Below are 25553 nucleotides of genomic sequence, written 5' to 3'. Positions count from 1 at the left end.
GTGGAGCGCGTTAAAACGCAGCCTGGTGGAGCTATAGCAGGAGCTGTGCCAAGCAGAGGAAGGCCGGTTTAGAGGGGGTAGCGGATTTTATTGAGCGGAAATCCGCTTATTGCGCACAAGGTAACGAGCGGATTTCCGCGCACGAACTGGCCCCCTGTAGGAGCGAGGCTTGCCCGCGAAGAGGCCATCAAGACTGCCAAAAGCTTCGCGGGCAAGCCTCGCTTCTACAGATCTGGGGGGGGCGGGGAGGGGCGTTTTGTGTCAGATGAACATCTCGCGGGTCAGGCCATGGCGCTGCATCTTTTCATTAAAGGTACGGCGCGGCAGTTGCAGCTCTTCCAGCACCGCTTTCACATCACCCTTATGCCGGGTCAGTGCCGCGCGCAGACAATGGGCTTCGAAGGCTTCTTGCTGCGCAGCCAGTGACTGGCCTGCGTCGATTCCCGCCGGTTCCGGTTCGCCGAGGCCCAGCACTTGGCGCTCGGCGACGTTCGCCAGTTCGCGCACATTGCCCGGCCAGTCGTGGCTCAGCAGATGGCTCAGTTGCGGCCCGCTCAAGGGCGCAAAAGTGCGTCCCAAACGTTCGGCGGCACTTCGCGCGAAGAACTCGAACAACAAGGGAATGTCTTCGCGCCGATCACGCAATGGCGGCAGACGCAACTCGGCGACGTTCAATCGATAGGCCAGATCCTCACGAAAGCGTCCGGCCCGGGCTTCATCCAGCAAGTCGGGTTTGGTCGCGGCGATGATCCGCAAGTCCACGTGGATGCTCTGGTTGGAACCCAGGCGCTCAAGCTTCTGCTCCTGCAACACCCGCAGCAGTTTCACTTGCTGGGCCAGCGGCATGCTTTCGATTTCATCGAGAAACAGCGTGCCGCCATCGGCGTATTCTAGCTTGCCGATGCGTTTGCCTTGGGCACCGGTGAATGCGCCGCTCTCATGGCCGAACAGTTCGGCCTCGAACAACTGCTCGGGAATCGCTGCACAGTTGAGCGCCACGAAGGCTTTGTCGGCGCGCGGACCGAAGTCGTGCAGGCAACGGGCAACCAATTCCTTGCCGCTGCCGGTTTCGCCACGGATCAGCACATTGACCGGCAGCATCGCCAAATCCAGCACTTGGCGGCGCAGGCTCTGCAAACCACGGGACACTCCCAGCAGCGTGGCATCGAGTTTGGCGCGATTGTCCGCCTGCTCATGCAATGCGCGGTTCTCCAGCACCAGTCGACGCTTGTCCAGCGCCCGGCGCAGGCTGCTCATCAGGGCTTCCGGGCTGAAGGGCTTTTCGAGGAAATCGTAGGCACCATCGCGCATCGCTTCGACCGCCATGGGCACATCGCCGTGACCGGTCAGCAGGATCACCGGCAAATCGGCATCGCGGCGCTGGACTTCAGCCAGCAGCTCCATACCTGTCATGCCGGGCATGCGCACATCGCTGAGAATCACCCCGGGAAAATGCCTGGGCAGTTGCGCCAGGCATTCGTCGGCGCGGCTGAACAGCTGCACCTCGAACCCCGACAGGCTCAGCCATTGTTCGACAGCACTGCGGATGCTGCTTTCGTCATCGACCACCATCACCGAGTTGAGCATCAGGCGGGGACCTCCAGATCTATAGGCAACGTCAAGGTGAATACCGCGCCGTTTTCGCCATTGTCAGCGCTCAAGCGACCGCCCGCTTCGTGGACGATAGCGAAGGATACGGCCAGGCCCAGACCCAGGCCATCGCCCACCGGTTTAGTGGTAAAGAACGGATCGAAGACTTGCGCCAGATGTTCTTCGGCAATGCCGCCACCGTTATCGGCGACGGTCAGGCGCCAGAGCTGTTCGTCGGCTTCAAGACGGATTTGCAGACGTTTGCAGGTTTTGTCGTGCATCGCATCCAAAGCGTTGCGCAGCAAGTTGATCAGCACCTGTTCCAGACGAATCGCATCGCCACGCACCCAGGCCGGGCGCGTCAGGTGCAGCACGAGACTGACCTTTTCATCCCGCAAGCGCGCATCCAGCAACTGCAAGGATTGATCGACCACCGCCGCCAGGTCCAGCCGTTCACGCAGGCCGCTGGGGCTTTTGCGGGCGAAGGTTTTCAGGTGGCCGGTGAGGGCGGCCATGCGGGTGAGCATATCGTCCACCGGTTTCAGCGCCTTGTAAGCGTCCTCGACACGACCGTGATCGAGCAGCAGGCGCAAGGTCGCCAGTTGCATGCGCTGGGCGGTCAGTGGCTGGTTGATTTCATGGGCCAGTGCCGCCGACATTTGCCCCAGCGCCGCAAGTTTGGCCGATTGCACCAGACCGTCCTGGGCGGTGCGCAAATCCCGGGTGCGTTCTTCCACCAGTCGTTCGAGTTCTTCGCGGCTGCGCTGGCGCAATTTTGCCAGGCGCCAACGCTGGTTGAGGAACAGCAGCAGAAACACTATGGCCAGCCACACCCCGGCGGCCGCGAGCCCGGCGTTGCGCAGGTCTTCGAAAGCAACTTGCGGGCGGCGCAGCAAATGCAGCGTCCAGCCTTCGGCGGCCAGCGGCAGGGATTCCCAGAGATAATCTGCCTTGCCCTCGGGGCCATTGACCCGGGTCAAATCACTGTTGTCGTCGAAGCGTCGTATCGAACGATATTCAAGCGGGGTCAGTGGCTGCTTGTCGTATTGGCGAGTGGTCTTGAGCTCGGTGTGATCGCTGGTGCTGAGTGGCCGCAGCAGGCGATAACGCCAGCCCGGCTGGTTAGCGATGAAGATGATCCCGCGTGCATCGCTGACCAGCAACGTGTCGCTGCCCTGGCGCCATTCGCGCTCCAGTTCCGGGAATTCGAGTTTGACCACCATGGCACCGAGAAACTCACCGCTGTCGCTGGTCACTGCGCTGGACAGGAAGTAACCGGGAATGCCGCTGGTGACGCCTACCGCATAAAAACGCCCGGTGCCCTGGGTGCGGGTCTGGCTGAAGTAGGGGCGAAAACCGTAATTGTGGCCGACGTAACTGCTGGGCAGGCGCCAGTTGCTGGCCGCGACCGCAAGGCCGGTGCGATCCAGCAATTCGAGGGTCGAGGACTGCGCGGCGCCGTTGATTTTTTCCAGCTTGCGATTCAATGCAAGCTGCTCTTCGGGGCTCACTTCACCGTTTAGCGCGGCGCGCAATTGCGGGTCCAGCGCCAAGACGGCAGGCAGGGCGCGATAGCGTTCAATCAGCGTATGCAGGGCGTTGGCGTATAACGCCAATTGCTGACTGGCGCGGGCGGCGTCTTCTTCCAGCGCCTGACGCTCGGCGTGACGAATGGCCAGGGTGGCAGCGAGCGCCGCGCCGATGAGAATCAGCAGGCAATATAACGACAAACGCAGGGTACGAGCAGTCGGAATCATGCTATCGAAAACACTGGAAAACGGGCGCGAACGATAGCATGCCCTCATGGCTTGTCACCGTTGCAACACTCCCTTGCATCCTGGTCGGATGGTGGTTGCCCTGTGTTTCGCTGTTATTTTGGGGGTTTTCGTTGCCTTTCCATAAATTGATTATCTGTGGTTCGGGATTTTTTGTAGGCATCCACAAAGTATTGAGTGCGGTTTATGATGGCCAAGGTGACTTTGGTTTGCTGCTCCAGACGGCCCCGATGAATGGGAGCGAGCATACTTTTAGGCATCAAGTTATTCACGTTGGGTAATAGGTCAGCGGGGTAGATGACGTCGGCCCCCAACTTTTTGAAGTTGGCTTGTGCTGCCGCCCAGCGTTGTTCAATGGTGGTTTGCCATTGACTGAGCATCGTCTGGATTTTATCGATTTTCATAGGCGAGAGGCCGCTCTTGATGTCCTCTGCTTCCTGGACCCGCGAACCCAGAGCAAGTACAACACTGACGCCTGGAACCACCGAGCCAATAAATCTGCCAATGAATACGCGCATCCCTTGTTCCAGGGCGCTATTAGCGTCGCTGCTGTTATCGATGCCCGCCTGGCGGTCAATCTCGGCAATGGACATGGTTGATGTTTGCGGTATGAGTGGACGTACCAGTTTGGGCGAATGAAATCTTATCTCTGAATCCGCAGCCAAATCGCCACCGGCATTTCCACCGAAAAAACCGACGGTAAAGGAATCAAGTTTGATATCGGCACCGGGCAGCAAGCCACCGAGTAGCTCGCTACCATAGAAGCCACCAAAAAAGGCAGCTGTAGCGTTCAGACTTTCGCCAAACATGTTTTTCAGCAGACTCTTGGAAATGTTGCTTCGGGCCAGAATGTCCTCGATTTGTTTTTTGGTTGTATTGGCGTTTGAGGCGAGGCTTGAAATGAAAAGTGCGTAGTTATAGATGTCATGCTTTTCCTTTGATCCACCGTTACCGTCCACATAAAGCAGCGGATTATTCCCCACCATGGCGTATAGGTTCAGCCCATCCACATCCCCCTGCGGATCGGCGCTGATCCAACGCTGCAACCACGGTGCGTAATAGCGCAGCCCATAACAGTAAAGCCCGCTGACATCCATTTGCTTGCCCGAATAACGCACTGTCTTGTAATCCGCCTCCACCGCCGAACGTGCCGCCCACCAGGCGGTACCGCCAAACGGGTAGTAAAATTCCAGGCTGATCAGGGCGCCCAGCTCATCCAGCTCCAGGGTACTGGAACTCAGATGATCGTCGAGGCTATAGCGCAGTTGATCGTTGTTGATGCCTGATGGAATACCCTTGACCCAGTGCAGGCAACGCACATTGCCGGGCAGGGTAATGACCTGCAGTTCTTCGTCGTCATCGAGGGTACGGATTTCCAGGCCGTGCAGGTAACGCACTTCTCGCTTGTGGGTTACGGATTTGGCCTGGGTGACCAAGTGTTTGGACACCCGTACACCTTGGCTGTAGGTGTAGATCTCTTCATCGTTGGGCGCGTTGTCCCGTTCCACCAGGCAGGCAATGGCGAGTTGATCGCGGTGATTCCAGACCAATGGTTGGCCGGGTCGCAGTGACTGCAGGTTGCCATGGGCATCGAACGCTGAATCGAATATCGGCTCGGGATCGTTTACCGCCCAGCGTAGGCCTCGGTTGCCATGAGGCTCGATGCGCATCTGCAGCGTGTGATTGTTGCCAGCGCGGATATGGCGCAATTGGGTCAGGTTGCCACCTTCGTCGTAGTCATACGCTTGGCTGTAGTTGAAGCGGCGAAGGGGGTCGATGGGGTCCATCAGCGGCGGCAAGCCCGGCTGCAGGTTCGGGCTGTCGCCCTCAAAACCGCTGGCGCTGGTCAATCGATAGAGGGAGTCGTAAGTGAACTCGCGATGGCCGTCTACCCGTTGATTGGCGAAGAATACAGTCGTCAGCGTGTGGTCTTCGATGCGCCGTATATTGCCGACGCAGTCGTGGAAATAGCTCATGTCTTGCCGTATCGGATCCCCCGGTTTGTGTGCCTTGAACGTACACAAGCGCCCATCGGCCCGGTCGTAGGTCCAGGTGCTGACGACGCCATTACCGGCGGTTTGCGACTCGATCTGGCCGGCGGCGTTGTAGCGCATGTCGGTGAGGATGGGCCGAGCGACAAGGGCATTGTAGAGCTGAAGTCGGATGTCCTTGAGTTGCCCGGCGACATCGAAACGCGAGTACTGCCGATGGCCGGCGGCATCGACCTGAGTCAATTGCTGTCCACTGGCGCTGTAGTACCAGGCGGTGGTGTAAGCCTTGGCGTCGAGGAAAGTGCGGGTCTCCCTGAGATGCTGGCCTTGCAGGCTGAAGCTGTCGACAGTCACCGTGCCCGACGGATCTTGCCGGTGAATCATCTGCCCCCGCAGGTTGTGGCTGGCGTCGGCTGCGCCGTCGGCGTAGGTGAATCGCTCGACTGTAGTCTGGGGTTGCCCCGAGGGGTGTTCATGCAACGCGACGACACGCAGTCGACGGTCATAATCAGTTTGCCAGTGGCTGCCGCGTTGATCCCAGCGCTGCAATGGCTGACCGGCAAGGCCGGGCAGGCTCAGGCGCCAACCGGCGTCCACACTGTCCACCAGCAGGGGTTGGCCCGACAGTTTGTAGATCGTGGTGAGGTTGGCCTTGGGCGCAGTGCCGAACAAGCGTGGGTCCCATTGTTCGATTAACCGGCCGGCGAGGTCATGGTGTTGTCGGTCGATGAGGGTTTGCAGTGTGTCACTGGTCGCTTTACGCAGGTAAGCGACTTGGCGAATGGGCAGGCCACGGCTGTCAATGACGCTCAATACGGGTGTATGGCTGTGAATGTCGAAGCTCATTGGATACCCATCCGGTACTGAGACGACGGTACCTGCAGCGCAGCACGCATTATTGCTGTGCGACCTGTTATCGACAGTAGCAAATCGACTCGGGGACGTAACCTGTCAGATATGACAGGTGTAAAAAAGACTATGGTTGGGTCGATGGTGTGACCGTTGCGGGATTAATGTCTTGAAATAAATAAGGAGGAGTGAAAGGCAGAATGTTGGGTAGGCTCGGACATTCAATAATTCATGGATGAAAAGTACACGTGTTAAATGTTCGAACGCTCGATAATTTTACAGACGCTTCATTGGCTGAAACTGTCGGCCATAGTATGCCAAGCCATTTCATCGCCAAGACCGTTCCCCATTGGTTGTTGACCACTTCATCTGAAAATCGCACCGCTTTGAAGAGGGCTGCCGGGCCTTCTCCATCCTGGTATATATCGGCACCGGCGGCACTGCGTCGAGAGATGAAGTTGGCCCACGACAGGAGTTGGGAAGTACAGAACGACAGGGATAAAACCCTGGGCAGGCTTCAGGAAGTCGACGTGTTTGCACGGTCTTTATTATCTGAGGCGCTGAAAAACCAGTACAACATCGTCCTCGATGTTCATACGACGTACTTGCGGCTCTACTGTCCCAAGGGGCAGGTGGGCGGATTCGATGTTCGAACCTTGTCATTACTTGAGGCGGCGTTGCATAACTTTGAAATCATCGAAACCCGGGCGGGTTATTTTGATGCGGCCAGCGCCTTCATTACCCGGCCTTCTCCCTCTGGGCAATTCGATATTTTGCCGATCAAACATCAACTTTCTATCGAGGCCTTTGCCGCGTTATGCCGTGAACTGGATATAGGCGCGCAATACCAGGCTTATCTAAAGGAATTCATGGGGTTTGCCAATCCAGTGGCGAGGGCGGTATTGCAGGCTCGAATCCAAGCCAGCGATAAGGCGGCATTACACGCTGCCAGTGTTCTGGCACTGATGAAGAAGGATATCGATCATCCCACTCATCAGTTGCTTCTGAGCCTGATCGAGGGCAAGCCCGTCCCTACGCTGCATGGCAAGCGGATGCACTGCTACGAGTTGGCGATGATGGATGCCGAACTGACCGGCATTGTTCTGATTGCAGCAGATCTCGAACTCAGTCGCCATACCGAACAGGTCATTGTCTACGTCCCCCACGACCCCGAACATCCAGTCAAACAGTACCCTTCCACGGCGCAATTCGTTGCCGAACTTACCTGTCAGCTGCGTGTTCCCGAGTATCAGCGCTTTTTCAGCCGGTTCGTGCCTCAGCAGCAGCGGGGCACTTTTTTCGCGCACTTGAACCAGATGCTGTCGAGTGTCCGGTGGCATACGCAAACCGCACTTGATCAAATCCCGCCGTGGCGGGAAGAGCCGCTCGAAAACCCCAACCTGAGGATGGTGTGTACGCGAATCAGCGTTGATTTCTGGAGCCATGACTTCCAGCAGAAACTGAACAAAATCCTTAATGATGCTCGGGCAATTGCAGTGTCCACCGATGATGAAGATCTGAAATCGCGTTGGGCGCGCTGGGACAGCTTGCAGAAAGTCGCCGCTGCTGTGCTTGAGGTGGCGGCTTTTGTGGCGACACCCTTCGTTCCGTTGCTCGGTGAAGCGATGCTGGCCTATACCGCATTCCAGTTGCTCGATGAAACGTTCGAAGGAATCGTTGAATGGTCAGAGGGGCAACGGATCGAGGCCGCAGGGCATTTGATCGGGGTGGCAGAAAGCATTGTCCAGTTGGGGATATTCGCGGAAGGGGGGGCAGTGGCGGGTGCGCTATTGCCCCACAAACCATCACTGTTTGTCGAGGGACTGAAAGTCGTCGAAACGGGCAATGGTCAGTCGCGTTTGTGGCACCCTGATCTTGCGCGATACGAACAGCCACGGATCCTCGGGGAAAACGCCCGCCCTGAGGCCAACGGTCTTTATAAGCATCAAGGGCAGGATGTGCTGGCGCTGGATGGCAAACACTTTGTGGTCAGGCAGGAGCCAGGCCTGGACCGGTATCGTATCCAACATCCCACCCGAGCTGATGCGTATGCGCCGAGGCTTGCCCATAACGGTCTCGGCGCCTGGAGCCACGAAGCCGAACGTCCTCTGGCATGGCAGGGCGCAACGTTGATGCGGCGCCTGGGGCACAGCGTCGAAACATTTACCGACCAAACCCTGGAGCAGATCCGTGTTGTCAGCGGTATAGAAGAAGACGTATTGCGCAAGCTGCATGTCGAGCATGAGCGCCCTCCGGCAATTCTGGTCGAGACTATCAAGCGCTTCAGGGCCGAGCAGGATGTGCAGATTTTTATCAAGCGGATGAGCAGCCATGATCCCAGGGTTTATGGCAAGGCTGACTTGCGAACCCAGCTGGAACTGTTGACGCGCCATGGTGATTGGCCGAGGGCCAGAGCGGTGCAATTGCTGGACAGCCAGGGCAAGGTGCATTGGCAATATGAGCCTGAACCGAGCGGCTCGTTGCTGCAGATTCATGAAGGTCGACCCGGCCACGACGATCTGGCAAAAACGCTGCTGACAATCCTCGAAGAACAGGAGATCAAAGTCCTGCTTCACGAAGAGTTTGGCGCCGGGCCTATCGCCCTTGAAGTGCGTGCTAGCCGATTACGCGCCCTGGTGGCCCGGCTGGCAGAGACAAAAAAAGCCGAACGGGTCGAGGCTCGTTACGCGTTCGGTGAAGGTCTTGCCGAGGTGAACGTCAGCCCCTACGTTCAGTTGTTGGGCGATGATTTTGCGCAATTGCCACGTACTGTGATGGAAGAGTTGCTAGTCAACGCCAGCCCGGCGGAACTCCAGCAGTTGAGCGACGATGGGCATGTGCCGTTGCGGCTGCGGCAGGCAGCCCGCGCCGCCAGGCTCGAGATACGTGTGGCCCGGGCTTATGAAGGGCTATACCTTGAGTCGAGCGAAAACCTCGACACCGCGCGCCTGACGTTACATAGCCTGGAGACACTGACGGGCTGGACGGGCGATGTTCGTATCGAAATGCGCGGCATTTCGTTCGGCGGGCCATTGCTCGACAGCATTGGCCCTGTTGAGGCGCTTGTTCGCAAAGTGCTGGTGTTAACCGATGAAGGGGGTTTTCAGTCCTATGACGACGAAGGCAATTCCCTGCATGGCGTCGATGATATTTACACCTCGATACTGCAGGCTCTGCCTGACTCCGAGCGCAGGGCGCTGGGTCATGAAATCGGTCAAGGGAGGCAGTTGAAAAAGGCTGTCCAATTGGCGCCGTTGAGCCGCGACGCCTTTCGCAATGTTGTGCTGGAACATCCGATCCGCAAGCCTGCCTATGATCCGGCGGTCATGCGTTTGCGGGGCGGGATGCAAGGCTATGAAGCGATGGCGATCGAGCAGAGTGGGACGCCCGGTCCATCGGAGCGCTTCAAGGTACTCTACCCGGGCACCACGACGCACGGGTTTGCCGAGTTCATGCAGTCATTCGCATCCGAGGCCCAGGCACTGGCTTCTATCAGGGGGCGTGAACTGGAATTCGAAGGCTTAAGCAAGCGTCTGGATGACTGGGCGGCGATCGAGAGAGGCGACGTCATGCCGATGGATCAGCGTTATCACAAGGGCCGATTTGCCAAGGCCATCAAGCAGTGCTGGCAGGCCGGGGGGCAAGCCTTGCCCGAAGGTTACGCACTGGATTTGAATTTCCATTGGACAGGCGATTTTTTGGAGGATCTGCCGGCGCTGAACGCCGACTTCGGTCACGTCACTTCGTTGCAATTTCGGCATGTCGCGCTGCACACCGATATCAGCGGTTTTTTGCAGCACTTTCCCAACCTGAAGGTGCTGGATCTAAGTCATAACCTGTTGATCAGACCTCCCCGACTGCGCGAGCACTTGTCGAGGCTTCAGGTGCTGGACCTGTCGAACAACCAGCTGAGGCTGACGCCGGAAAGCACGGCTGATGTGGGAGGCTTGACCCGCCTGGAAACCTTGCGACTGAGCAATAACCCGGCTTTGACGTTGCTCCCGGACGTCAGTCGGATGCCCGAACTTGGCATGCTGGACTTGCAACAGACCGGTGTCAGCGACTGGCCGCCAGGTTTGTTCGCGCTGACGCGGCCGCGATCCTTCGAGCTGAACCTGGAAGACAACCCGATCAACCGGATACCTCAAGTCACACCCGGTTCGGAGCAGGCACGGCTGATTGCCCGGACCCGCTTGAGCCGCAACGAACTCGCCGACGAAAATCGTAGGCAATTTCAGGACTATATGCGCTCGGTGGGCTACGACCCGGCTCGCAGCTATCCTCCTAAGGGTGAGGAAACCAGCGAATATTGGCTTGAAGGTGTTGTCGGGCAACAGCGTACGGTCAGGCAAAAGACGTGGGACGAACTTGAAAAAGAACCCGAGGCCCAAGGCTTCTTCGAGGTACTGGAGCAGCTCACTGAATCAGCTGACTACGTCGATGAAGCTCGTCGCCCGGGGCTCGCTGATCGAGTATGGCGAACACTTGACGCTGCGTCCGAAAGTACGCCACTGCGTGAAGCATTGTTTCGCATGGCGATCAATCCCGATTCCTGTGCGGACGCGGGCGCGCAGATTTTCAATGAAATGGGCAGCAAAGTGCTGGTTCATGAGGCTTATCGGGCATCCACTCCCGACGAGATCGAGGCCGGACTGCTCACTTTGGCCAAGGGCAAGTCCAGGCTGGATCAGGTCAACGAAATTGCCCGCGCCACAATCCAGCGCAGGTTGCAGGCTGGGGAAAGTTTTCAGGCACTCGATGAGGATGGCGAGGTCACTGGGACCATAGATGAAGTGGAGGTTTACCTGGCATTTCAGACCGGCTTGGCGCAAAGGCTCGAGTTACCCTGGCAATCACAGGGCATGCTGTTTCGGGAAATGGCCGAAGTCGATGACGCGGCGATAGATCAGGCGTACCAGTCGGTTCTGGCGCTGGAAGCCGGGGACGGGCTGGTCAACCGGATCATCGATCAGAGCTTCTGGCGCAAGTACCTTAAAGGCCGTTATCCACGTGATTTCAAGCAGAATTCGGCGCTGTATAACGAAAAGTCCGAAGCGTTGCTTGAACAGCAATTGGCCGGTTCGATCTCGCAGCAGGAGTATGAGCAGGAAATGACTGAGCTGGCGGATGCGCGCAAAGCGTTGCTCCGAAGGCTGACACGCGAAACCATGATCAAGTGGCTGTAAGTCCCAAGGGCGGCAAGTAAGGCTGAGATCAACGCTTGCTTAATCGGTGCGTGTAACGGATCAGTCTGAAAAAAGCGAACGGTCATGACGTGTACAGTCATGACCGTTCGCTGTCTTTATATAAAGGCTTGCCTGGGTATGGATTTGTTTATCCGGCAAGGTCGCTGGTTAATTGTCTCCATGTTTGTAGTTTTTCGTCGGTGTATCCTGTTTGAACATCAATGTTCAGGCTGTCGCCCGCAGCGCTTCTTAATATCCCTGTGCAGTTGGTACAGGCCGGAAATGCTTGTGTGGCTATGGTGCCTTGTATTTTAAATGTCCAGATATTTAGCACTTCCTGTTCCACAGGTGTAGTGGGTCTTAGAAGCGAAACTGTATTTCTGAGGACGGTCTCGGCGTGAGCGCCAGGAAGACCATCATATTCCGGGATCAGGTAATTGTTCTGCTGAATATGATCGAGGATAGCATTCCAGGCTTCTGGCGCAAGTGCCGAAGCACTACGTTCCTTGAGTACGTCTGAAGTGTTCACGGGCTCTTGAGAGACACCTTTGTAAACTTTTACTGCGGTGTTCTTTTGGTCGTAGTAGGCCGAATATTTGTCTGTCAGATAATTTTTCAGCTTCCCAGGATCGTTAATTTTGAATGTTCTGAAGTCGTGCCCTTGATGGTCGCTAAAAAGTTCGACGCCTGGGACAGAAGAAATTCCAGAGGGGTGAGGAATGTTGAAGTGATCACTTGCAATGACTGTATGTTCAGGGTCGGTATTCGAGTATTCACCGCCAGCATGTGCCACGAGCTTCTGCTTTTGCGACTTGGTATAGATGAAGTCTGGATACTCTTGCTCATGGAGCTTCCTCAATGCATCTAACTTTTTCTTGGGTGTTTTTTCCGGAGGTATAAATTTATATTGTTCATTGCTCGTTATGATGGAGGTTGTTCTGTCGCGGACATATTGTTGAGCATCAGTTATGACAAGCCCCAGCCGATCCACAACCCCCAGCGGATTGTTCCCCACCATTGCATACAGGTTCAATCCGTCCACCGGTCCCGCCGGGTCCGGGTTGAGCCAGCGCATTATCCACGGTGCGTAATACCGGAAGCCATAGTGGTAAAGCCCGCTGGCATCACGTTCCTTGCCTGAATAGCGAATGGTTTTGTAATCCGCCTGGACTTGCGAATTGGCAGCCCACCAAGCAGTACCGCCAAAGGGGTAGTAGCCTTCATGGCTGATGAGGCGGGCGTTGTTGTCCAGCTCCAGGGTGCAGGAACCCAGATGATCGTCGAGGCTGTAGCGCAATTGCCGCTGCTCGATTTCTGCGGGTTTACCCATGATCCAATGCAGGCCACGCACGTTGCTGCGCCCGGCCTGCAGGGTGCAGACGTGCAGTTCTTCGGTGGCGTCCAGAGTACGAATTTCCAGTCCTGGCAGGTAGCGTACTTCACGCACATGAGTGACTGAAGCGGCTTGGGTACTCTGCCATTTGCGCACCCGATTGCCTTGGGCATCATAGACGTAGCGCTCGACATCATCTTCGGCGTTTGTGCGGCAGACCTGAATCACGCCTTGCAACTGATTGCGTAGCGTCCATGTCAGTGGCTGATCTCCAGGTTGCAAGGTCAGCAGATTGCCATCGTCGTCAAAGTTCATGCCCAACTCCGGGGCGGATTGGCCCTTGCGCCAGCTCAGGCACCGATTGCTCAATGGTGCAATGCCCATGATCAACGTATGCCCCTGACCGGGAGTGGGGCTGGTGTGGGTCAACTTCGTCAGGTTGCCGCCGGGGTCGTACTCGTAACTTTGGCTATAGTTGCCCAGCAGGGTGGGATCGCCTGGAGGAATCAGCCCGGGCAGCTGCGGTTGAGTACTGGCGCCCATAGACTCCAGGCCCGTGGCGCTACGTAACCGGGAGAGGGTGTCATAGGTGAACTCGCGCAAACCATCAATACGCTGGTTGGCAAAAAAACGAGTGACGTGGAGGTGGTCGGTGATGGCGATCACGTTGTTCATCGCCTCGTACCGAAAGCTCAGGTGCTGGCAGGTTGTACTGCCTTTACTGGCTTTGAGTTCACTCAGGTTTCCATTCGCGGGGTCGAAAACTGCGGCGCTAATGACGCCGTTGCCGGTGGTTTGGCTTTCGACTTGCCCGCTGGCGTTGTACTGCAGACTATGCACGATAGGTTGTTTGTCGGCGGAGCCTGCCCATTGCAGATGCACCGTCTTGAGTTGACCGGCGATGTCCTGAGCGATGTGTTGCGTGTGCCCTTTGGCGTTCGTCTCGTCGAGCGTGTCGCCGACGGCGTTGTAGCGCCACAGGGTTTCATAGTGGGCGGGTTCGAGGAGATTCTCTTGCCCGGTTCCGCTCTCTGGCCAATCCGGCCGTTCAAGGCTCTTGAGAAAGCGGCGGGTCTGGTGGAGCGGAGCACCGGCCAAACTGTAATCGTCGATCGACAAACGCCCGGCTGGGTCATGGTGCTCCACCAATTGGCCACATTGGTTATGGCTGGCAAAACCCGGCAAGCTGCCGCCATAGGTGAGGCGCTCGACGGTCAAGGCAATTTGCCCGTTACCTTGCTCATGGATTGCAATGGGGCGCAGTTGCCGGTCGTAATCGGTTTGCTGCTGGCTGCCGCGCTGATCCCAGCGATACAGCGGTTGCCCGGCCTCACCATAGAGCTCCACACGCCAGCCGGCGTCGACATTGTCGGTGCCCAGCGGTATTCCCGACAGGCTGTAGACGCTGCGCAGATTGGCCACACTATTGTCGATCAGTCTAGGGTCCCACTGCGCGACAATGCGCGCGGCAGCGTCATGTGCCTGGCGAGTGATCTGTGCCAGGGGGACGTCGCTTGCTTGGGCTCGCAGGTAGTCCACTCGTCTGGCCGGTAAACCCCTTGCGTCGAACACCGCCAGATTTGGGGTGTTTCGGTGTATCTGCATGTTCATTCTTCACCTTCCGATACCTGGCGTTTTCTGGCCATGACTTCTTCATAGGTGTCGTTCTTGTCTTCGGTAATGGTGTACCAGCCGCAGTAGGTCTGTCGGTCCTCAAGATCGTCCTTGGCCGCGAGGGTGCGCACCGGTCGGCCCAGGCAATCGTAGTACTGCTTGTCGCAGAAGCCGTGCTGGCGCAACGACTCATCATGGATATAGCGAAACTGGTCGGCGAAATAGGGACGGTAAATGCGGATCGCCAACCCTTTGTTGTTGTACTCGACCCGCTCACTTACGCGCCAGCGCCGCAGCGCATCGGCCTCCAGCGGCGTGCCATCGTCCTTGAGGGTCAAGTCACCGTTTTCGTCGACCACCCAGGCTTTGCCTGGTTCGACCTCCTGCTTGGTTTGCAGCACGCGACCGAAACCGTCCCAGTAGACCACGGCAACCCGGATTTGCCGCTCGGGGTCGGCGGGATAACGATCGGCCTGCAGGGTGACAACATGAACCGGTTCTGGTTGTGCAGCGTCGATCTGTGCCTGCAGGATCAACTCGTTCGGGGTCAGGTTCTCCAGCTCTTGCAGGTGTTGCCGGGCGCGGGCGCGGATATGCCCGTCGGGCAGCACAAAACCTTCCGCTATCGCCCAGGCCAGCCATTGCGGTAACGGTGGTGCGCTGCGGGAGATTCGGCCCATCCAGCTGAACGGATCGGAAAAGATTGCGCTGGCGAAGTTGCCAACGGCATCTCTCGGCGCGGCAATGGCTCTTGCAGGGGCGCGATCATCTGGCGGCACGTAATTGCGCAGAGAATGAAAGCCCACGTTTACCCCATGCTCCGAGCCATGAAAACTGCTGACCAGCACTTCACCGAAGGCGTTGTAACGACCTTCCTGGATATTGCCATTGGGATCTTCGATGGCGACAGGCAGGAACGACCGATAGTCCGTGCCCAAGGTGCGGGTGATGCAGCCGTCCGGTAATTCGACAGCGGTATTCAGGCACCAATAAGGTTGGTCGTAGCTGATTTTGGTCAGGTCATGGTTTTGGGTCTGGCGAAAAAATTCGACGCTATAGAAACCGTCCAGCCCATGGTAGGTCGGGAAGCCGCGTTTGACCGACCACAGAAAGTTCTCGGGATCATCCTTGGTGGGATCGTCGTCAGGAGGCGTTTCCAGCTCGGGTAAAAATACGTCCATGATCTGATACCCCACATCCTTGAGCCGGGCTTTCAGATGAAAAGGCCTCACGCCATGCTCGTCTTTAAGCCTGTCGTAGGCACTCAGGGCGGTGGCGTCCAGTTCCGCGACTTCCAGGTAGTCGGGTAACGCCTCGAACGTCGCCTGCTCCGCAGGCAGGGTGTCACCGCTGACGGGGTGTTTGTAGCGCTGCAACGACAGGCTGGTCAGCACTGATTGCCTGGCCCATTCCCCATCGTCCTTACTCCATTGCAGAAAAGTTTCATGGCTGATGTTTTCAGGACTCAAGGCTGCCTTGTCCAGCACCAGGGCGTTGCTGCGCTGGCGGTACGGCAAGGCCAGACGCCAGGCCTGGGTATCCGGCAAGTGGATATACTCGGCCTTGGTCTGTGTCAGGTACCAACACTGCTGGGCCTGATCATGGGCGTCGCTCCACCAGGTGTTTTCATGCGTGTTGTCGAAGGGCGGCGTATCGGCAGGGGTTTTACGCCGCGCGTAATTGACCGTGAAGCCGTGGGTCAGGCCGCCATATTCATCCCATGTCAGATTGATCGTGTGTTGGCACAGCGGGTCGTCCGAAACGGGGGGCTCGTATTGATAGCTGATCGATTCCAGAAGCAAGGGCTGCATCACCGCGTAGGGCTGGTGCGGGCCTTTGGGGCGAAGCAAGCGAATCAAGTAGCGGTGCTGTTGTATCGCATAGGGCTCGGCGGTGCCGGCGGCGAATACTTCGGTGCGTAGCACCGACCCGCTGAGGGCGCGGGCCATCTCACGAGCCGTGACGTTGTCGGGCGGGGCGAGAGGGACGACTGCGCGGTCCCGCAGGTCATAACCTTGTAACAAGGTCGGCTCTAAAGGGTGAGCCTGACTATCACCGCGGTAGTCGCCCTCCAGTGCCAGATCGACAGCCTTGCCGGTATGGAACCAGGTTTTGCTCAGGGTCGGCGTGGTAAAACCGGCTTGTGCCTGTTCGGCGCTTGAGATTTCGCTGTCGGTTTGCAGCAACAAGCCAAAGCCGCGGAACTCCCGCTCGATACCGTCGTAATAACCTTGTCGGTAGCGCATGCATTGGGTCAGGCGATTGCCGGTGATCTCATCGAGTTGGGTCTGCTGGCTGACCAGATGCACGGCAATGGGCAAATCAGACACCGGGTCTTTGCCGGAGGCGAGCAACGCCTGTTTTTCGTCCAGCCATTCCTGGGCCGAACTGCGATAGGTCACGCCAGTGCTGGTGCCCATATTATTGTGGGTGGCGCTGACCAGGTACGGCTTGGCCGTCACGAAGTCGTAGCGCCAGTGACTGGGCTTCATATGCGGCACGCTCAGGATCAGGCTGGAACAGCCCAGTCCTTGCAGGTCGGCAATGCTGATCTGGCAGAGGTTGTCATAACGGATGTCTTTGGGCCATTGCAGGTCGACCGACGTCAACTCATAGCCCTTGCCACTGTGGTTCATGAACACCCGCAGGCGATCGGATTGCAGGTAGATCAAGTCACTGGCGCCCGAGCCGTCCAGGTCCGCCAATACGACCTGTGAGGCATTGAATTCGGCATAGGTAAAGGGTAGGGCGCAGAGTACGAACCCCTTGCCGAAACGCCCGTGGCCCAGGTTAGGCCAGCATTTGACTTCGTTGTGGCGGATGCGAATCAGGTGTTGCTGACCGCTGCCCAGTACGTCGCTGAAAGCCACCAGCTCAGTCTCTGCAGCATTGGGTAGTGGCAGGGTATCGTCATTCTCATCTTCCGGGTTCGGGTGCGGCACATTGATGCCTGCGGCGAACCCTTTATCCCGCTTGCTGGTGTACAGCCGTACGCTGCGGTGACCGATCAGGGCCATGTCCATCAGGCCGTTGCCAACCAGGTCGGCCAACTGTGCTTCAGGGTGGAAAAACTCCCTGGGGAAGGCATCGAAGGTAACGAACTTCGACCAGCTGCGATCCGGGTTGAGGGTGAAAAAACCCGACAACCCCGGCTGGGCGAGCATCCAGTCCAGCTTGCCGTCGCCGTTCAGGTCACTCAAGGCCTGATAGACCGGCTTGCTGCTATCAGCGGTCGGAAGATGCGGCAATATGCGCCAGTCGCTATAGCACACGTCATTACTGCCGGTATCGGCACGTAGCGGTTCCCGGTAATACCAGGCCTTGTCGCTGCGAAACAGCACCCCCGGCAGGCCTTCGCCGTAGAGGTCCACCCACTGATAATGCTGGCCGTCGTTGAGCGCGGGCATATTCGGGAATGTGCTGCAACCCTGTAGATCGGGCCTGAGTTCGAAGGGGGTATAGGTGAACTCCATGGGCGGCCGGCTCTCGACCTTGGCCATGCTGTCGTAGGCCTGGATATGGGCCGCTGTCAGATGGTTATAGCCCAATGTGCTGGGCCGATGTTCGAGTAACAGACGCTGGACCAGCACGGGCTGCTCGCCCAGTTCGACGTGAAAATGATGGAACATCAGCACCTGCCGGCACAGCCGCCGAGTACCAAGTTCGAACCCGAAGGCATAATTACAGAAGGGATCGCTGCGCACCTGCCAATCGCCGTACTCGTCATCCTGCTCCAGATAGGGGGGGCCGTAGACCGGCTTCTTTGTCAGTTCGGCGCTGCGCTCGCCATAGTCGAACAGCAGGTGAAAGTGCCACTGCACATCCTTCCAGCCATTGGCATTCCAGGCGTACAACTGCGTGTCAGCCTCGCAATTGCCATAGTAGACCCGTCGCAGGTATCGCTGGGCCCGGTAGTCGCGAAACTGTGGCGCGGCGGGTTCTTCGACCTCTGCCTGGTATTCATAAACCACGTGTTCGCCCAGGCTATTGAGGCTTTCATCCAGCAGCCACACGCCGACGTTTTTTTCGTTTTGCGGATCGGCCCGGCGTGAGGCCAGGGTCTTGCCATAGACATGCAGGCTGCCATCGGCCCCATGAATCAGCCAGAAGCCGGGAGCGTCGTCAGCAGTGGACCAATGCTCGATCAGGTTGAAGGCGCCCTCGACCCGTGGCCAGTAACGCACAACCTGGTGTTCGCCCACTGGCCGGCCGCCGTAGGTTTCCTCTGTTCTGGAGATGACAATGTCGCGATTCACATCCCTCTCGGGCATCCATACCTCGCCGTCAGGCCCGACCACTTGATCGCTGCCGTCGTAGCGTGGCACTCCGAGGGTGGTGCGCAGGGAGATGGCGTTGACTGTCATCGTCCAGCCAATTCCGAACGGGCTGTTGCCCACGTCACTGCTGTAGCCAAGCTTCAGGGCCGGCACCATCCGGCGGTTGGGGGCAGCGCTGATCGGCAGCGGCAGTTCCAGGGAAGCGGCACCGCGGGTACCTATCGGGCCCCATCCCTTGCCAATGCTCTGAATTGCGCCGCCGCCCTTGGGCAGAGAAGGAGGATTAATATCGAGGGTGCCTTGATTTTCCATGGCCATCTTGATTTCCGCCGTGACAAGGGAATGCAGCGGACGAGGCGTCCGATGGAGTTTCAACTTATCAGGCGAGACGAGGGCTGTGACCTGTCAGATCTGACAGGTGAAGGGGGGCTGCTTAGAATGAAAAAACCGTGTTCGATGTTTTTTATGCATTTTCCCTTTTTCAAGGCAAAAAAAGGCCGGGGTATTTACACAAACACCCCGGCCTTTTTGTTTAGCGGATAAAAACGTTACTGCACTTCCACCGCCAGGCTTTCACTGATCTTTTTCTGCCAGATGGCAGGACCGGTGATGTGTACCGACTCACCCTTGCTATCAACCGCAACGGTAACCGGCATGTCTTTGACGTCGAACTCGTAGATCGCTTCCATGCCCAGTTCGGCGAAAGCCACCACGCGGGACTTCTTGATGGCTTGGGCCACCAGGTATGCCGCGCCGCCGACTGCCATCAGGTAAACGGCTTTATGGTCCTTGATCGCTTCGATCGCGGTCGGGCCGCGCTCGGATTTGCCGATCATGCCCAACAGGCCGGTTTGCTCGAGGATCTGACGGGTGAACTTGTCCATCCGCGTCGCGGTGGTAGGACCAGCAGGGCCAACCACTTCTTCGCGCACCGGATCGACCGGGCCGACGTAGTAGATGAAGCGACCTTTCAGATCCACTGGCAGGGTTTCACCCTTGTTCAGCATCTCGACCATGCGTTTGTGCGCTGCGTCGCGACCGGTGAGCATTTTGCCGTTGAGCAGGACGGTTTCGCCCGGCTTCCAGCTCTGCACTTCTTCCGGCGTCAGGGTATCGAGGTTGACGCGACGGGCCGACGGGCCGGCTTCCCAGACGATTTCCGGGTAGGCGTCCAGCGGTGGCGCTTCCAGCGAGGCCGGGCCGGAACCGTCGAGCACGAAGTGCGCGTGACGGGTGGCGGCGCAGTTGGGGATCATGCACACCGGCAACGACGCGGCGTGTGTCGGGTAATCCATGATCTTCACGTCGAGCACGGTGGTCAGGCCACCCAGGCCCTGGGCGCCGATGCCCAGTTGGTTGACCTTCTCGAACAGCTCCAGACGCATCTCTTCGATACGGTTCTGCGGGCCGCGTGCTTTAAGCTCGTGAATGTCGATGGATTCCATCAACACTTCCTTGGCCATTACCGCGGCTTTCTCGGCGGTGCCGCCGATGCCGATGCCGAGCATGCCCGGTGGGCACCAGCCGGCGCCCATTTCCGGAACGGTCTTGAGTACCCAGTCAACGATCGAGTCGGACGGGTTGAGCATGGCCATTTTCGACTTGTTCTCGGAACCGCCGCCCTTGGCCGCCACGTCCACTTCCACGGTGTTACCCGGAACGATGGAGTAGTGGATAACAGCCGGGGTGTTGTCCTTGGTGTTTTTGCGAGCGCCCGCCGGGTCGGCGAGGATCGAGGCACGCAGGACGTTTTCCGGCAGGTTGTAAGCCCGGCGCACGCCTTCGTTGATCATGTCGTCCAGGCCCATGGTGGCGCCATCCCAACGCACGTCCATGCCCACGCGCACGAACACGGTCACGATACCGGTGTCCTGGCAGATCGGGCGGTGGCCGGTGGCGCACATGCGCGAGTTGATCAGAATCTGCGCCATCGAGTCACGGGCTGCCGGCGATTCTTCGCGCAGGTAGGCTTCGTGCATCGCCTGGATGAAATCCACGGGGTGGTAGTAGGAAATGAATTGCAGGGCGTCGGCAACGCTCTGAATCAGGTCGTCTTGCTTGATCACGGTCATGAGTCGCGCTCCTCTAAAAGAATAAGGGCAGCTTCAAGCCTTAAGCTTCAAGCGGCAAGCTGAAGCAGTACGCGAACTGCTCTGAACTTGGCGTTTGAAGCTTAAGGCTTGAAGCTGATCCTCAAGGTCACAAGGCACGCCGGGCATGCTGGCGCGACGCTAAAAAGGCGCGGCAGTATACCGCGCCTCGATGCCCTGTACACGCGCCGGATTCTGTGGGGAGGGGGCTTGCCACAGTAAAAGGTGGAGGCGGGTCATGGCTTTGACGCCAGTTTTCTGCCCCGAAAATTGAATGGTCATTTATCAGACTCGCCACTAAAGTGGCATCCGGCCTGTAGAGTAGGACACTCGATCAGCCTCCTTTCCCACGGTGAATCAACGATTGACCCATAACACCATCCAGCGGCTTTTGCTTAAACGCTTTGCCCTTGCAGCCGGCACTTACGCCTTGGCTTTGTTGCTCCTGTGGCTGGCGTTTTTCACCGGTCATTACCAAGACTCCATCACCGGCATGGCGATCGGCAGCGCGTTGGTGGTGCTCAGCCAGGCGGTGTTGTTCGCGGTGTTCTCCAGCGGCTGCAACCTGCGTTTTTCCGACCCGAGCCTGACCGAAGCGCAAATTCTGCTGGGGCTGGGTTGGCAAACCTGGCTGATTGCGCATCTGGATGAAGCGCGAGGCGTGTTTCTGGTGTTTTACCTGCTGATTCTGCTATTCGGGTTATTTCATCTTTCGCGCAGGGCATTCGTGCGGTGCGCGTCGCTGGTGTTTTTCAGTTTCAGTGCCATCACCTTGTGGCAAGGCTACCATTTGCAACTGCCCGACCCGACGCTGGCCCTGTTGCAGGTGTGCGTGCTGTTGGTGGTGCTCGCGTGGCTGGTGCTTTACGCCCATTACGTCCAGATGTCGCGCCAGCGTATGCGTCAGCGGCGGTTTGCCTTGCAGGCGCATCAGGACACCCTGCGCGGAATGATGCGCCAGCTTGAAGGTCTGGTGGCGACCGATGAACTCACCGGGCTGTTCAACCGCCGGCATTTCCTGCGCCTGGCCTCCCGCGAGTTGAATGCGATGGAAGCCGACGTGGTGCACGGCCTGGCGTTGATCGACCTCGACCACTTCAAACGCATCAACGATGTTCACGGCCATGCCGCCGGCGATCAGGTGCTACAAGCGTTTGCCGGAGTAGCCACTGCCTGCCTGCGCGATGGCGATGTTCTGGCCCGCTACGGCGGCGAAGAGTTCGTGGTGTTGTTGCCCGATTGCGATGCCGAGCGCCTGACGGCGTGTTGCGAGCGGTTGCGCATTGCCTTCATGGATGCCGAATTGGTCGGCGTGGATGTACGCAACCTCAGCCTGTCGGCGGGCATGACTTTATTGGCGCTCGGCGACGATCTGGATGACGCCCTGCAGCGCGCCGATCAGGCGCTGTATCGCGCCAAGCGTGACGGCCGTAACCGTTGCGCGGCGGCCTGGGAGAATGTCGATGCCTGAGTTACGGGTCGGCGAACGCCAATGGGCGGTGGCAGCGGGGAGCAACCTGCTCGATGCCTTGAATCAGAATGGCGTGTCGGTGCCCTATAGCTGCCGCGCCGGCAGCTGCCATGCGTGCCTGGTTAAATGTGTCGAAGGCTTGCCCAGCGACAGCCGTCCCGATGCCTTGAGTCATGAGCAGCGTCAGCAGGGCTGGCGGTTGGCCTGTCAGTGCCAGGTGGTCGATGATCTGCAAGTCGAAACCTTTGATCCGCTGCGGGATGGGCTTGCCGCTCAGGTGGCCGCCAGCGATTGGCTGAGCCCCAGCGTTTTGCGTTTACGCCTGACAAGTGAACGACCGTTGCGTTATCAGGCGGGGCAGCATCTGGTGTTATGGGCCGGCCAGATTGCGCGGCCGTATTCCCTGGCCAGCCTGCCGGAAGAAGACCGCTTTCTGGAGTTTCACCTCGATTGCCGTCAGCCGGGGCAATTCAGCGATGCTGCGCGTCAGTTGACAATCGGCGATCCAATCCGCCTCGGCGAATTGCGCGGCGGGGCGTTGCATTACGACCCGGACTGGCACACCCGACCGCTGTGGCTATTGGCGGCCGGCACCGGTCTGGGGCCGTTGTTCGGTATTTTGCGCGAAGCATTGCGTCAGGATCACCAGGGCGCCATCCGTGTCATTCACCTGGCCCATGATGCGAGTGAGCATTATCTGGCCAAGCCCCTGAAAGCCATGGCCGACGGCCGTGAAAACCTTCACGTCGAACTGTGGACCGCGGCCGGGTTGCCCGCGGCTTTGGCACAACTGCGCCTTGTCTCGCGGCAAACCCTGGCCTTAGTCTGCGGAGCCCCCGACAGCGTCGACGCCTTTGCCCGGCGCCTGTACCTGGCGGGTTTGCCGCGCAATCAACTGCTGGCGGACGTCTTTCTACCCCGTGGTTGAGCGTTGATTTCTCTGTGGCGAGGGGGCTTGCCCCCGTTGGGCTGCGAAGCGGCCCCTAAAACAGACGCCACCTCGGTGTATCAGACAAACCGAGCGTGCCGGTTTTACGACTGCTTCGCAGCCGAACGGGGGCAAGCCCCCTCGCCACAGTTGATCCTCTCAGATCAGGACTCACCATGCCCGATACCATCCAGTTTGAACGCGAGCGCGGCCTGCTGACCCTGCGCATCAATCGCCTCGAAAAGAAAAACGCCCTGACACGCGCCATGTACAGCCAACTGGCGGAGGGTTTGCGGCTTGCCGACAGTGACCCCGAAATCAATGCGGTGCTGATCACCGGGGGCGCTGAGTGTTTCACCGCCGGCAACGACATCTTTGATTTCCTCCAGCAACCCCCGAGCATCCTCGACAGCCCGGTGTACCACTTCATGCTCAATTTGCTCGAGTGCCGCAAACCGGTCATCGCCGCCGTGGCTGGCGCGGCGGTGGGGATCGGTACGACGATGCTGCTGCATTGCGATCTGGTTTACGTCAGCACTGACGCCCGGTTGCGCATGCCGTTCGTCAACCTCGGGTTATGCCCTGAGTTCGGCTCCAGCCTGATCCTGCCGCGAATGCTCGGGCATGCCAAAGCGGCGGAGCTGTTGTTGCTGGGCGAGGGTTTCAGTGGTGAACAGGCAGCCGCGTGGGGGATCGCGACTGAAGCTATAGGCAGTGGCGAAGCGGTGTTGGCCAAGGCGCGGGAGATGGCGTTGCGTTTCGAATCGTTGCCGCCGGAAGCGGTACGCATCAGCAAGCAATTGATGAAAGCCCCGGATCGGGAACAGTTGCGCAAGGTGATCGAAGAAGAGGGTGCATTGTTCACTCAGCGGCTGCGTTCGCCGGAAGCGATGGCAGCGTTGTCGGCATTTATCAAACGGCATTGAGTCCGATCACAAAAAAGCCCCGCCATTCACATGGCGGGGCTTTTGTTTTTCAGCGAGTGATCACTCAGACCATCGGGTCGCCAACGTGCAGGATTTTCATCCCGTTGGTGCCGCCGGTGGTGTGGTAGCTGTCGCCCTTGGTCAGAATGACCCAGTCGCCTTTCTCGACCACACCCAACTTGAGCAACTCGTCGATCGCGGCCTGGCTGACTTGCTCAGGCGGCAAGGATGCCGGGTCGAACGGTACGGTGTAGACGCCACGGAACATGGCCGCCCGGGCCTGGGTTTCGCGGTGCGGGGAGAACGCGTAGATCGGCACCGAGGAACGGATGCGCGACATGATCAACGGCGTGTAGCCACTTTCGGTCAACGCGATGATCGCCTTCACGCCCGGGAAGTGGTTGGCGGTGTACATGGCCGCCAGCGCGATGCTCTGGTCGCAGCTTTCAAACACCTGGCCGATACGGTGGCTGGAGGTCTTGCTGGTCGGGTGCTTTTCAGCACCGACGCAGATGCGCGCCATGGCCTGCACGGCTTCCAGCGGGTACAAACCGGCAGCACTTTCAGCCGAGAGCATCACGGCGTCGGTGTAGTCGAGCACGGCGTTGGCTACGTCGGAGACTTCGGCGCGGGTCGGCATCGGGTTCTGAATCATCGACTCCATCATCTGGGTTGCAACGATCACCGCTTTGTTATGGCGGCGTGCGTGCAGAATGATTTTCTTCTGGATGCCCACCAGTTCGGCGTCGCCGATTTCCACACCCAGGTCGCCACGGGCCACCATGACCGCGTCGGAGGCCTTGATCAGGCCGTCGAGGGTTTCGTCGTCGGCCACGGCTTCGGCGCGTTCGATCTTCGCCACCAGCCAGGCCGTACCGCCGGCTTCGTCGCGCAATTGACGGGCGTATTCCATGTCGGCGGCGTCACGCGGGAAGGACACCGCGAGGTAGTCGACTTCCATTTCGGCTGCGAGCTTGATGTCGGCCTTGTCTTTCTCGGTCAGGGCCGGAGCGGTCAGGCCACCACCGCGACGGTTGATGCCTTTGTGGTCCGACAGCGGGCCGCCGATGGTCACGGTGCAATGCAGCTCGGTGGCGGTGGCGGTATCAACGCGCATGACCACGCGGCCGTCGTCGAGCAGCAGCTCGTCGCCCACGCCGCAGTCTTTTACCAGGTCCGGGTAGTCGATGCCGACGACTTCCTGGTTGCCTTCGGTCAACGGATGGCTGGTAGAGAAGGTGAATTGATCACCGATCTTCAGCTCGATCTTCTTGTTGGCGAATTTGGCGATACGAATTTTCGGGCCTTGCAGGTCACCCAGCAGGGCGACGAAGCGGCCGTGCTTGGCAGCCAGGTCACGCACCAGCTTCGCGCGAGCCTTGTGCTCGTCGGGGGTGCCGTGGGAGAAGTTCAGACGGGCGACGTCCAGGCCAGCCAGAATCAACTGTTCGAGAACTTCCGGCGAGTTACTGGCCGGGCCAAGGGTAGCGACGATTTTGGTGCGACGGACGGACATGCATAGA

The 25553-nt window shown here is 58.6% G+C and carries 11 protein-coding genes; 4 read left to right on the top strand and 7 right to left on the bottom strand.

From position 1 onward, the window contains the following. Window positions 1-261: 261 nt before the first annotated feature. The 3 genes from BZL43_RS10370 to BZL43_RS10360 all read right to left on the bottom strand — a co-directional run bounded on the left by BZL43_RS10370 (window position 262) and on the right by BZL43_RS10360 (window position 6202). Window positions 262-1587, bottom strand: coding sequence for a sigma-54 dependent transcriptional regulator (locus tag BZL43_RS10370; protein WP_095632217.1), 1326 nt, complete (start codon window positions 1585-1587; stop codon window positions 262-264). Next, complete coding sequence (locus tag BZL43_RS10365) at window positions 1587-3347, bottom strand: ATP-binding protein (protein ID WP_095632288.1); 1761 nt, start codon at window positions 3345-3347, stop codon at window positions 1587-1589. Before BZL43_RS10365 ends, BZL43_RS10370 begins: the two co-directional genes overlap by 1 nt. 113 nt (window positions 3348-3460) lie before the next feature. After that, window positions 3461-6202, bottom strand: coding sequence for an RHS repeat domain-containing protein (locus tag BZL43_RS10360; RefSeq protein WP_095632216.1), 2742 nt, complete (start codon window positions 6200-6202; stop codon window positions 3461-3463). Window positions 6203-6519: 317 nt separating this feature from the next. Between BZL43_RS10360 and BZL43_RS10355 the strand changes: the two genes are divergently transcribed. After that, on the top strand, window positions 6520-11391 hold the full coding sequence (locus tag BZL43_RS10355; protein WP_095632215.1) for an NEL-type E3 ubiquitin ligase domain-containing protein: 4872 nt from the start codon (window positions 6520-6522) through the stop codon (window positions 11389-11391). A gap of 148 nt (window positions 11392-11539) precedes the next feature. On the opposite strand, the gene BZL43_RS10350 is transcribed toward BZL43_RS10355, so the two are convergent. From BZL43_RS10350 to BZL43_RS10335, 3 genes are all read right to left on the bottom strand, one after another. After that, window positions 11540-14335: an RHS repeat-associated core domain-containing protein gene (locus BZL43_RS10350; protein ID WP_095632214.1), complete on the bottom strand. Its 2796-nt coding sequence runs from the start codon at window positions 14333-14335 to the stop codon at window positions 11540-11542. After that, a complete protein-coding gene (locus BZL43_RS10345; RefSeq protein ID WP_095632213.1) occupies window positions 14332-18933 on the bottom strand; it encodes a SpvB/TcaC N-terminal domain-containing protein in 4602 nt (1533 codons plus the stop codon). The genes BZL43_RS10350 and BZL43_RS10345 overlap by 4 nt, the downstream gene beginning before the upstream one ends. A 230-nt stretch (window positions 18934-19163) precedes the next feature. Further along, window positions 19164-20687, bottom strand: a complete 1524-nt coding sequence (locus BZL43_RS10335; RefSeq protein WP_095632211.1) for a fumarate hydratase — start codon at window positions 20685-20687, stop codon at window positions 19164-19166. Between the two features lie 382 nt (window positions 20688-21069). Between BZL43_RS10335 and BZL43_RS10330 the strand changes: the two genes are divergently transcribed. The 3 genes from BZL43_RS10330 (at window position 21070) to BZL43_RS10315 (ending at window position 24030) form a co-directional block, all read left to right on the top strand. Continuing rightward, complete coding sequence (locus tag BZL43_RS10330; protein ID WP_095632287.1) at window positions 21070-22176, top strand: GGDEF domain-containing protein; 1107 nt, start codon at window positions 21070-21072, stop codon at window positions 22174-22176. Further along, window positions 22169-23104: an iron-sulfur-binding ferredoxin reductase gene (locus BZL43_RS10325; RefSeq protein WP_095632210.1), complete on the top strand. Its 936-nt coding sequence runs from the start codon at window positions 22169-22171 to the stop codon at window positions 23102-23104. The genes BZL43_RS10330 and BZL43_RS10325 overlap by 8 nt, the downstream gene beginning before the upstream one ends. A 176-nt stretch (window positions 23105-23280) precedes the next feature. Next, the gene (locus BZL43_RS10315; protein ID WP_095632209.1) at window positions 23281-24030 is read left to right on the top strand and encodes an enoyl-CoA hydratase-related protein; all 750 of its coding nucleotides are present in this window, start codon (window positions 23281-23283) and stop codon (window positions 24028-24030) included. Window positions 24031-24094: 64 nt separating this feature from the next. Here the strand turns inward: BZL43_RS10315 and pyk are convergent, their stop codons facing one another. Beyond that, window positions 24095-25546 carry a pyruvate kinase gene (pyk, locus tag BZL43_RS10310; RefSeq protein ID WP_095632208.1) on the bottom strand — a complete coding sequence of 484 codons (1452 nt, stop codon included), beginning with the start codon at window positions 25544-25546 and terminating at the stop codon, window positions 24095-24097. Window positions 25547-25553: the final 7 nt, after the last annotated feature.

Source organism: Pseudomonas sp. PICF141, from assembly GCF_002286815.1.
Classification (GTDB): domain Bacteria; phylum Pseudomonadota; class Gammaproteobacteria; order Pseudomonadales; family Pseudomonadaceae; genus Aquipseudomonas.
Note: the sequence above shows the minus strand (reverse complement) of the source record. Positions and strands in the feature narration are given on the sequence as shown.